This window comes from Candidatus Eisenbacteria bacterium, from assembly GCA_016930695.1.
Lineage (GTDB): Bacteria > Orphanbacterota > Orphanbacteria > Orphanbacterales > Orphanbacteraceae > JAFGGD01.
The window spans coordinates 1-9,563 of sequence record JAFGGD010000039.1 but is presented as its reverse complement, the minus strand read 5'-3'; the positions used below and the strand labels follow the sequence as shown (position 1 = coordinate 9,563).

At 64.3% G+C, this 9,563-nt stretch carries 8 protein-coding genes; 2 read left to right on the top strand and 6 right to left on the bottom strand.

Features of this window, described 5'->3' with window-relative positions; genetic code table 11:
* Positions 1-1,183: 1,183 nt before the first annotated feature.
* Positions 1,184-2,023, top strand: coding sequence for a M23 family metallopeptidase (locus JW958_09730; GenBank protein ID MBN1826536.1), 840 nt, complete (start codon positions 1,184-1,186; stop codon positions 2,021-2,023).
* A gap of 68 nt (positions 2,024-2,091) precedes the next feature.
* A complete protein-coding gene (locus JW958_09725) occupies positions 2,092-2,523 on the top strand; it encodes a polymer-forming cytoskeletal protein (protein MBN1826535.1) in 432 nt (143 codons plus the stop codon).
* Positions 2,524-2,612: 89 nt separating this feature from the next.
* Here JW958_09725 and JW958_09720 read toward each other — a convergent pair whose 3' ends face one another.
* The 6 genes from JW958_09720 to JW958_09695 all read right to left on the bottom strand — a co-directional run bounded on the left by JW958_09720 (position 2,613) and on the right by JW958_09695 (position 9,202).
* Positions 2,613-3,101, bottom strand: a complete 489-nt coding sequence (locus tag JW958_09720) for a hypothetical protein (GenBank protein MBN1826534.1) — start codon at positions 3,099-3,101, stop codon at positions 2,613-2,615.
* Positions 3,098-3,715, bottom strand: coding sequence for an RNA polymerase sigma factor (locus tag JW958_09715; protein MBN1826533.1), 618 nt, complete (start codon positions 3,713-3,715; stop codon positions 3,098-3,100). The genes JW958_09720 and JW958_09715 overlap by 4 nt, the downstream gene beginning before the upstream one ends.
* A complete protein-coding gene (locus JW958_09710) occupies positions 3,691-4,944 on the bottom strand; it encodes a hypothetical protein (GenBank protein MBN1826532.1) in 1,254 nt (417 codons plus the stop codon). Before JW958_09710 ends, JW958_09715 begins: the two co-directional genes overlap by 25 nt.
* Before the next feature lie 159 nt (positions 4,945-5,103).
* Positions 5,104-5,997, bottom strand: a complete 894-nt coding sequence (locus tag JW958_09705; GenBank protein ID MBN1826531.1) for a fibronectin type III domain-containing protein — start codon at positions 5,995-5,997, stop codon at positions 5,104-5,106.
* A 158-nt stretch (positions 5,998-6,155) separates the two neighbouring features.
* On the bottom strand, positions 6,156-7,160 hold the full coding sequence (locus tag JW958_09700) for a DNA topoisomerase IV subunit A (GenBank protein MBN1826530.1): 1,005 nt from the start codon (positions 7,158-7,160) through the stop codon (positions 6,156-6,158).
* Positions 7,161-7,309: 149 nt separating this feature from the next.
* Positions 7,310-9,202 (bottom strand): DNA topoisomerase VI subunit B, encoded by a 1,893-nt coding sequence (locus JW958_09695; protein MBN1826529.1) that lies wholly within the window; start codon positions 9,200-9,202, stop codon positions 7,310-7,312.
* Positions 9,203-9,563: the final 361 nt, after the last annotated feature.

Genomic DNA, 9,563 nt, shown 5'->3' with positions numbered 1-9,563 from the left:
GGTGGGTGCCCGGCGAGTCGAGACGGCCCCGAGAGGGAGCCCGGCGGTGGAAGGGAGGTCGCCCGCCCCTTCTCCTCGAAGGATCACGCCGTCCGTCCGGGGAGGGAGCGGAGAGGATGGCGCATATTCGGTACAGGATTCGTCTTCCTCGAGCGACATGAATGAAAAAGTGTCCTGCACCGAAAAGGAAAAAAAAGAAGCGGGCCGGAAGAGCGTTTGGAGTTTTGGAGTAGGTGAAGGGAATGATCGCTCACTCCCTCCAAAATTGCCGAATTTCCCGTAGTATTGGGATTGTGGAGGGCTCTTCCGACCCAACCCAAAATGTAGTGTTTTCCCGAAATGATGGGAAGTAAAAAATAGTTTTTCTTTTTTTACTAAAAAACGGACATCTCGGGTCATGAAATTCCGGCCACCCCTCTCTTCGCGTGTGTCACGAGAAATCATCCGGTGTGGAGAGTCGATGATGAAGATCGCGACCCTCATTCCTCGGTGTTCGTCCGGCGATGAGGGCGCACTATTTATTGTGGCCGGGCGCCGGGCCTTTTCTCTCCCGGCGACCGTTCCCCCGGCGGACCGGCCGGAGGTCCATGTGTCCTCGTTAGTGTACACTTTTGGGACCGCCCCCTCCCCGTCCTTTTCGGAAGCCTCATGTTAATTGCATCAAATGCAATGGTTTGTGCGCGCATTCTTGCCGGCGCGCGCCCCGCCGTCCTTGGCACGTTCCTTGTAATAGCTATCGTATGAAGGCGGTGGCTCCGGATGGGACCCGTGCCGGCGGAGGAACCGCCTTCCGCCCTCCAAAGGAAACGAGCCCTGTGTCCCGGGATCATGAGAGTGGGAGCCCCGGGACCCCGGGCTCCGAGAAGGAGTCGAGAAGAACCGTACGAGCGACGGGAAAGGGGGTTCGATCGAGAAGACGAACAAAGGAAAAAATCAGGGGCAGATCGGTCCGGGTTGGAAACTTGGGGAACTCAATCGCAAATGGTAGCACCCAGAGTCTTGGACAATCGATCTGCCCCCTCCTTTTTTTTCACTCGACGGCTGGATGAGAAACCACGGGACGCGACTCGTACCACGCGGAGACGCCCCGGCCCGCCCCGCCTTGATCGCCGTTGACTTACCGATCGGATCGAGCATAGGATAACCGGGTTCCGCCGGTGGGACAGGACAAGCGATCCGATACATGACATCCAAACACTACTCCGTCATCATCGCGCCGTCCGACGGCAGAAAGACCTACACGCTGCAGGTGTCCAGGCGGTCGATCTTCGCGATTGCCGCGATCTTCATCCTCCTGGGGTCGGGCGTGGTCTTTCTGGCGGCCACATACGGCGTGCTCGCCTGGAAGGTTCGCGACAGGGAGGCGCTCCTGTCGCGCTGCGAGCGCCTCGAGGGGGAATTGGAAGAGAGCGCGGCGCTTCGCGAGGAGATGGAATTGCTCCGGGAGATGGACAACCGGGTCCGCCGGCTCGTCGGCCTTCCGGAGCGGGAGGCGGAGAAAGAAGCCGCCGAAGGGATCGCCGGAGGCGATGTCACGGATCGGTCCGACGCGCCGGAGGCGATCGAGCTGGAAGCCGCCCTCTTCCCCGACGCGGAGAAGACGGAGGATCTGTTGCGCGGCCTCGCCCGGCACCGCGGCGCATGGGGCTGGCCCGCGGAGGGTTTTGTCTCTTCCCGGTACGGTGAGGAGCGGGGCGGCGGCGCCCATGCGGGTCTCGACATCGCCGCGCCGACCCACACCGTGGTCGAGACTCCTCTGGACGGCCGGGTGCTCCGAGCCGGATGGGACGACGTGTACGGCAAGGTCCTGATCCTCGACCACGGCGGCGGCCTGCTCACTCTGTATGGTCACAACGCCAGCCTGCTGGTGCGGGCCGGCGAGCGGGTGCGGAAGGACGACGCCATCGCCCTGGTGGGGAACACGGGCCGTTCGAGCGCGCCCCATCTCCACTTCGAGGTTCGCAAGGACGGCTACGCCCTCGACCCGGCGGTTTTTCTTAAACCGAAATCGGAAACGGAATAAAGGCGGCCCGGCGCGGCGGCGCGACGGGCTCGCGATCGCGGTTCGTTACACGATCGGAGAAAACGAGGATGTTCGGAAAAGACGCGAAAGAGAAAACAACCGAAGCGCCCGCGGCGGTCCAGCCGGATCGGGGCGGAAAGGGGGCCGGCGTGAGCACGCTTCTGGGACGGGGCGCGACTTTTAACGGCAAAATGACCACCGAGGCGAGCGTGCAGATCGACGGCGTCTTCGAGGGCGAGATCCACGTCGGCGACACGGTGATGGTCGGCAAGGAAGGCGTGGTGCGGGCGAACGTGCGCGCCGGCACCATCGTGGTTCACGGTCGGGTCGAAGGGGAGTTGAACGCGGAGAAGAAGACGGAACTCCTGGGCGGGTGCGTGGTCCTCGGCAAGATCAAAACTCCGTCCCTCGTGGTCCAGGAGAACGTGCACTTCGAGGGAACCTGCCAGATGGAGCGGAAGAACGGCTCCGCACCCGCGCCGCCCAAGCCGCGCGGCTGAGCGGCCGGCGGGGAGGGGCGCTTTTCGGGGGAGCGACGCCGGGAGTGTGGACGCCGCGTCCATCGCTTCACCTTTCCACCGTTTTCCCGTCAGAGGGAATCGCCGGGGGAAAACAGGGTTTCGGCCGCCGTGTCGGCGCGCACCGCCGCCGTCCGTACCCAGGTCTCATAGGAGCCGGCCGGCGTGAAGCGCCCGACCTCCTCGTCCTTGAAGGCGATTCGCTTCGGCCCGACGCCGAGTCGCTCCGTTCCCGGCGCCGCGGCGCCGCGGACGAGAACCGCCACCAGAATCGCCGCCGCCGCCGCCGCGTAGGCGGGGATCGGCGCCCGTAAAAGCCCGATGAGCGACCGCTTCCCCTTCCGCCCGGGGAGGGCGGTCCGAACGCGGGCGCGCAGTCGATCGTCCGGCGCCGCGTCCGGGCACAGCATCGATTCCCTCAGCCGAAGCAAGGCCTGTTCCTCGCGCCGGCATCCCTCGCACTCGACCAGGTGAAGGTTCAGCCGCGCGGACCTCTCCTCGTCCGGCTCACCGAACACCAACTCGATCAGCTCTTCTCTTCTCTCTTCGCATGCTTTCATAATGCCGTCCCCCGGTCCGTTTCTTCCTCCCCGCCGGTGATCGAGCGGAGCCTGCGAACCGCGTAGTGTATCCGGGATTTAACCGTCCCCTCGGGGAGCGAGAGGGTCTCGGCGATCTCCCTTATGCTCATGCCGTTCCGGACCCGGAGAAGCATCACCGCCCGATGATCGTCCGGCAGCGCCCGTAGCGCCCTCTTCAATCGCGTCTCCCGTTCCTTCTTTTCCCACTCCTCCTCGGGATTCAAGCCTTCCGGGTCCGCCATCTCTCCGATCTCTTCGACGCCCACTTGTTTGTATCGGGAGCGCCTGAGTTCGGTGAGCGCCAGGTTGGTGGCGATACGGAAAACCCAGGAGCGGAACGCGCCGAGTTCCCGGTAATCGTCGATCTTCCTCCAGACGCGGATCATCGTTTCCTGAAGGAGGTCTTCCGCCCCCGTCCGGTCTCCGACCATCCCGGTGAGATAGCCGAGGAGCGGCCCGCCGTAGCGGTCGAAGAAGCGGTCGAAGGCGCGCGGACGGCCTCGACGGATCGCCTCGGCCAGTCCGCGGTCGTCCTGCGGCGGGGCGCGGTCCGGTCCGGCCGCCGCCGTCACGGAGTGAATCGCTCGATCCAACGGCGCGCCTCCGCCGATTCCGTGTCCCATCCGGCCCAGTCCTCTGCGATTTTCCGGCCCAGCTCGTTTCTCCCGTGGAAGGCGCACAGCTCGAGCCCCTCGATCACCGCCTCCCGCGCCCCCTCCCGGTCCCCGCTCTTGTATGTCGCTTCGGCGAGGTTACCGTAGAGGGCGGCGTAGTTCCCCATCAGCGGCCGAAGCGCCGACCACTTGTCCCAGTCGAAACCATAGGCGGCGGCGCTCTCGAGCCGGTAGTTTTTCCTCAGATTTCGCTCGATCCGCGCCATATCCATCTCCCACTCTTCCTTCTTCTCCGGAAGGACGCGGTAGAGAACTCCTTCGAGTGAGAGCTTGTTGGTGAGGGGAAGGTTTTCGGCGTAGACCGTCGTAGCGACATAGGCGGTCCGTTTCCAACCGTCCCGTTCGAGCGCGTTCAGAAGACCGAGCGCCGCCTTCGGACCGGGGGGAACGCCACGCTCCTTCTCCGGCTCGGGAACCGGAAGGTGATAGGGCGCCCCGCGGAGCATTTCCCGATACCACTCCGTGTTCAGGAGGGAGAGGTTCACGATCGCGACGTCGGTCCGGAAGCCGTGAGTCGCCTGAAGCGCCAGGGGCGGATATGTGTCGTTGTCCCCGTTCGTGAAGACGATGGAGTTGGAGTCCGCGTCGACCAGCATGTTGTGGGCGAGATCGAGGAGCGGCTCCGGCAGGCCGCCGCCCCGGAGCAGGGAGCGCAGGCTCTCCGCCGCCCCGGCCCGATCGCCGAGGGTCAGCTTGCAAGACCAGAGCATGTAGTAGGGATCGATGTTCTCCGGGTCGAGCGCGAGGGCCCGGTTCAGCTCACGGATCGCCTTTCTCACTTCGTCGGGATCCTGCGACTTGTAGGGCCAGATGCTGGCCCCGTACATGCCGTGCGCCTCGGCGTAGTCCGGATCGACGGCGATCGCCTTCTCAAAAGCGGCAAAGAACTCCTCCGGCGGCGACCCGGAATAACGCATCGCCTTTCCCAGCTCGACCCAGCCCATCGGGTCGTCTGGACGGCGCTCGGTGTACTCTTTCCAGGCGTCCCGGAGTTCGCGGTAACGCTCCGGTTCGAGAATCCGTATCCTCTTGGAAACCAATCGTTCCGGGGTTTTTGGCTCCTCGGCGCGCCCACATCCGGTCCAGTGGATCACGGCAGCGACCGCCAGGAGCGGCAGAATCGACAGAACCGTTCGCCTCCGGTTCATCTCTTCACACTCCTTTCCTCGGGGAACGCCGCCGCGCCCCCTCCGCTTATCAAACGCCCGGCGGCCGGAGAGGTTCAACGGGAATGCAAAAAGAAACACCCCGCCGGAACGGCCGGCGGGGGCGGATGAAAAGGCGCTCGTAGAAAGCGCGCCGGAGTTTTAGAGATTCGTCGTGTTCTTCCTGGGCTGGTAAGCGCACTGAATAATGATCTGCGGGAAATAATCGAGCACTTGCTCGATGTAGATCCGGGAGTAGTGGTCGTCGGACATCACCGAGGTGCCGTTGTTGTCCCAGACGAAGATGTAGTCCCCCTCCTCGAACTCGAGCCTCTGAAGCTGCGTGTCGGTGTGGAAACCGATCGGCATGCCGGTCTGGTCGGTCGGGACGCTCGTTCCTGCGGCGTCCGGGCCGGCGTTCAGGAGCCGCAGGTGGCCGCCTTTGAGGATCGATTTAAAAGTGAGGGCGTCCACGCCCGTTTCGTAATCGTGGTCGTAACCGATACGGTCCACCTCCGTGAAGTGGTAGGCGGCCCGGTCCATCCCCGGTTCGAAATAGCTCGGAAGGTCGCGGCTCTCGCCGTCGATGACGATATCCACGTCCAAGTCGTAGGGGACCACCGAGAGGGTGTCCGAAGGGGGCCCTTCTTTGCCGTTCTGCACACCCACCACATAGAAGGAGTAGAGGTATCCGTTGCGTAGGCCGACCACCTCGATCTTCATCCGGTCGCCGACGAGGGAGTTCTCTCTTTTCACCAGCGGGAGGTAGCTGGTGCTCCCCGACTTGGTGTGAAATTGGGTCCAGTACTCGTAGGGAGGCGCCTCGTCCTCGCGGAGCGTGTAGATCTTATAGCCGGAAAAGCTGAGCGAGGTGCTCACCTCGTCCAGAAAATCCCACTCCAGCGTGGCGGAGTTGGGCTGGTTGGTGACGGCGACGCTCTTCGGTTTCGAGGGGGTTCGGTTTAAGTCCACCGGATCGACGCCGTTGTCGCACGCGGCGGCGAGCAGCAGAACGAGGGGGAGCAACCGAGTCGCGCCGGGATATCCTTTCCGCATGACCTTTCGTGGCCTCCGGCTCCCGCGGAGGGGAGCGTTCGTGGGGTGTTTTCGAACCGTATCCTGTTTGAATATACCCAAATATGGATGTTCTGGGTAGGGCCCGGGCGGCCGGTGGGGTGAGGCCCGGAATCGCCGTCCCGTAGATAGAGACGCGTCTAAGGCAGAAAGTGTTCAGTCCGCATCAGTTTCCTCGGGAGGTACTCCTCCATCACGTAATTGAGACCGTGTTTGGCGAGCGCCTGTTGCTCGGCGCGCACCCCCATCTTGATCATCTGCTTGAGGGCGCGCTGCCACGGCTTATGGTGGAGGACGAAGGGGTCGTTCTTGAGGGCGTCCTTGGCGCGCTTGACGTCCACCTCCTTGAGGGGGTGGGTCGGCAGCTGGTAATCGACGATGTCCTGGGGAGTGATGCCGAGGAAACGGGCCTGGGGGACGCAGAAGAACTCGTTCAGGTGGGCCGTGTTTCCGGAGCCGACCTTGAGCGTGCGGTAGATATTGCTGATGCCGTAGGGGTCGCCGTCGACGAAGACGTAGACGGGGAGTTTTTTCGCGTCCGCCAGGCGGCGGATGAAGCGGCGGCAGGCGCGGGTCGGCACGCCCCCCATGGAGACGAGGATGCAGTTCGCGCGCTTCCAGTAGTTGTGCTTCACCAGTCGTTGGAACATGCCCGCCGTCTCGATGACGAGCACGAACTTCGCCTTGGTTTCGAAGCGGAGGTGCTCCACCGAGATCGGGATCGAGTAGGCGCCGGAACCGAAGCGGGTGCAGTCGATCTTGAGTTCCTCGCCCGTCTCGCCGTCGCGATCGATCACGACCAGGCGGCCCGCCACGTCCCCCCCTTTTTCTTCGGGGACGAAGCCGAGCTGCTCCCGATTGACGCGGAAGAGCGCCTCCACGTCTTCAATGACCGTGTCCGACTCGGGCTGTTCCGTGAAACGCGCTTCTTCCCAGTTCTTGGAGACGTAGTACGCCTCCCGCTTGGTGGCGATGTCGTCGGTCTCGACCAGCTCCTTGCTGAGCGCCATCATCCGCAGGGTTTGGGCGAAGGTCTTCACCGTCGTGACCGTGAGTGTCCTCTCCTTGGTGCGTCCCTTGATCTCGAAGAATCCCTTGTCCGGATGGTAGGAGACGTTCTGAAGGGAACGGACCGGGAATTCCATCGACGGCTTGCGGCCCCGCTGGATCCGGCTCTCGACCGACTTCGCTTCCTTCACGATCCGGGGGACAACGTCCGCCCCTTGTTTTCGCGCCCCTTCTCCCGTCTTCTTCCTCGCCACCGCGCCATCTCCTCTCGCGAAGGGAGGGCCGCCTAAATCTGGCGGCTCCTCTCCAGAATGTCCTTCAGTTTCTCCGTCGTGTTGTCGCGCTGCGCGTCGGTCAGGCCGAGGATCTCCTGCAGCGCGATGCCGATGTGGGGGATATAGATCTCGATGTAGCTCTTCTTCTTCGCCGCCTCCGCCAGCCGCCGCCCGCGCCGGATGTGGGCGCCCAGCTTGCGGCCGCACTCCTGGAGGGCGAGACGGATCTCCTTGGTGATTTCGGGATAAGAGGCGATCGCCTCCTTCGATTCGGACGTAAAGGGAACCCAGACGGAGGCGATGTGGACGGCGACGGCCATCGGTCCCGTCGGGAGGGCGCCGCGGCTCTGGCTGATGTTGTAATTGCGCCAAGCCACTTCGATGACGCTCTTGGTGATGGCGCACGCCGACTTCTGGTATTGCAGGGGCACCCGGTTGGCGAAGCGGTAGAGATCGACGGTCCCGTCGGCGTCGAAGCTCGGGCCGCCGAAGGCTATCGCCGCCTCGATCAGGAAAGGGTTGCCGCGGTAGACCGACGGCGGCCGGCTCACGGCGGCGACGAACTCCGGTTCGTGGCGGCTCGCGAGCGAGGCGATCAGCTGCGCCTCGCCGATCGGCGAGAGGCAGTTGGTCGGCGGATTCATGATCTTGGTTTTCTGGATCGCGCGATAGAGGGTTTCCGCCGCGTCCCGGTGGACCCGGCCGGGGCTCATGGAGGGGGCGATTCCGGCGGCGGCGAGGATCTCTTCGGCCACCTTTCCGCTGACGCGGCTGAACTCGCCGGTCAGGAAACCGCGCACGTTTCGGCCGCGCGTTTCCTTGAGCATCTTCATGAGCGAGCCGAGTTCCACCCCCTTCGGATGGGGTTTGATTTCCGCCGCTTCCGGGGGGAGTTCATGGACGGCCCGCGCGTATCGGACGGACTCGCCCTTGGGGGGCTCGTAAAGAATCTCGGCGTGGGGGCTGGCGAGGGCGACCTGGTGAAGGTAGGAGTCCACGCTGTGCCGGCCCGCTTTATAGGTCGCCTCCAGTTCGATGGCGACCTCGGTGCCGTGCTCCATGTCGGAGTCGACCTCTTCGTCGACGGCGATGACCGGCAGGTTTTTCTTGGTGTCCAGAAGGATGGCGAGGCGGTTGGCCGGTTTGGACGTCGTGATCCGGGAGAGGACTTCCATCGGCTTGCCGGTGGTCATCTGACCGTACATGCCGGCGGCGGAGATGCCGATCCCCTGCTGCCCCCGGGACTGGCGGAGGCGGTGGAACTTGCTGCCGTAGAGGAGTGACCCGAAAATGCGGGGGACCTCTTTCTTGTCAATGCCGGGGCCGTTGTCGCGGACGGTGACTCGGAAGCGGTCTTCGGCGAGCATCTCGATCCGCACGCGGATCTCGGGGAGGATGTTCGCCTCTTCGCAGGCGTCGAGGGAGTTGTCGACCGCCTCCTTGACGGTGGTGAGGAGGGCTTTCGCCGGGTTGTCGAAACCGAGGAGATGCCGGTTCTTGGCGAAGAATTCGCTGACCGAGATCTCGCGCTGCTTGCCGGGAGCGTTTTGGGCGGTTCGCCGGCCGCGGCTTCTGAGGGCGCGTTTGGGAGGGGAGACGGGGGCGGCCGGAGGCGCGGGGGTCTTCGCCGCGGCGGGTGAGGGGACCGCCTCGACGACCGGCCGGCGGGCGGTTTTACGCGGGCTCGTCCCCTTGGCGGCGGGCGCGTCCTTTCCGGTGCCCTTTCCCGTGGGGGCTTTCGCGGCGCCCTTCCCGGCTGTTTCGCCGGCGCCCCCCTTGCGGACGGGGAGCTTGACCACCTTCGACGGAGCCCCCTTCTTCTTCGACGAGCGGCGGGACGACTCCTCCGCACCCCCGAAGAGATCAGGCTGGGCGCCGCCGTTTTCCGCGGACCGTTTCTTCATCATCCCCTCCTTGCGCACCGCTGCATTATAGGAGGGGTGCGGGTTCGCGGCAAGGGGGGGGATTGTTATTGCGCTTTCCGCCGCCCCATCCCTTTGAAGGGCACGGCGTATAGTACTCTCAAGACTATCGGTTGGACCGGGCCGGGGGGGGCTTTGCTCAAACACTCCCTCGCTCGCCGGCCGCCCTCTCGGGGCACGGTGTGGGGAGAGGGACGGACGGGTAATCCTTCTCGGAGTCCGGGGCGTTTGGAATCGGTATCGGTATTGTTTTTTCCCTTCCCCCACCGGTCTCCCTTCGGGGCACGGTCCGGATGCTTCCGCATCCTCCCTCTTCTCGCTCGCCGACCCACCTCCGCCCGCC

Coding starts and splice junctions, on each gene's coding strand:
- JW958_09705 (MBN1826531.1), bottom strand. CDS start 5,997: ATGCGGAAAGGATATCCCGGCGCGACTCGGTTGCTCCCCCTCGTTCTG.
- JW958_09725 (MBN1826535.1), top strand. CDS start 2,092: ATGTTCGGAAAAGACGCGAAAGAGAAAACAACCGAAGCGCCCGCGGCG.
- JW958_09710 (MBN1826532.1), bottom strand. CDS start 4,944: ATGAACCGGAGGCGAACGGTTCTGTCGATTCTGCCGCTCCTGGCGGTC.
- JW958_09695 (MBN1826529.1), bottom strand. CDS start 9,202: ATGAAGAAACGGTCCGCGGAAAACGGCGGCGCCCAGCCTGATCTCTTC.
- JW958_09720 (MBN1826534.1), bottom strand. CDS start 3,101: ATGAAAGCATGCGAAGAGAGAAGAGAAGAGCTGATCGAGTTGGTGTTC.
- JW958_09730 (MBN1826536.1), top strand. CDS start 1,184: ATGACATCCAAACACTACTCCGTCATCATCGCGCCGTCCGACGGCAGA.
- JW958_09700 (MBN1826530.1), bottom strand. CDS start 7,160: ATGGAATTCCCGGTCCGTTCCCTTCAGAACGTCTCCTACCATCCGGAC.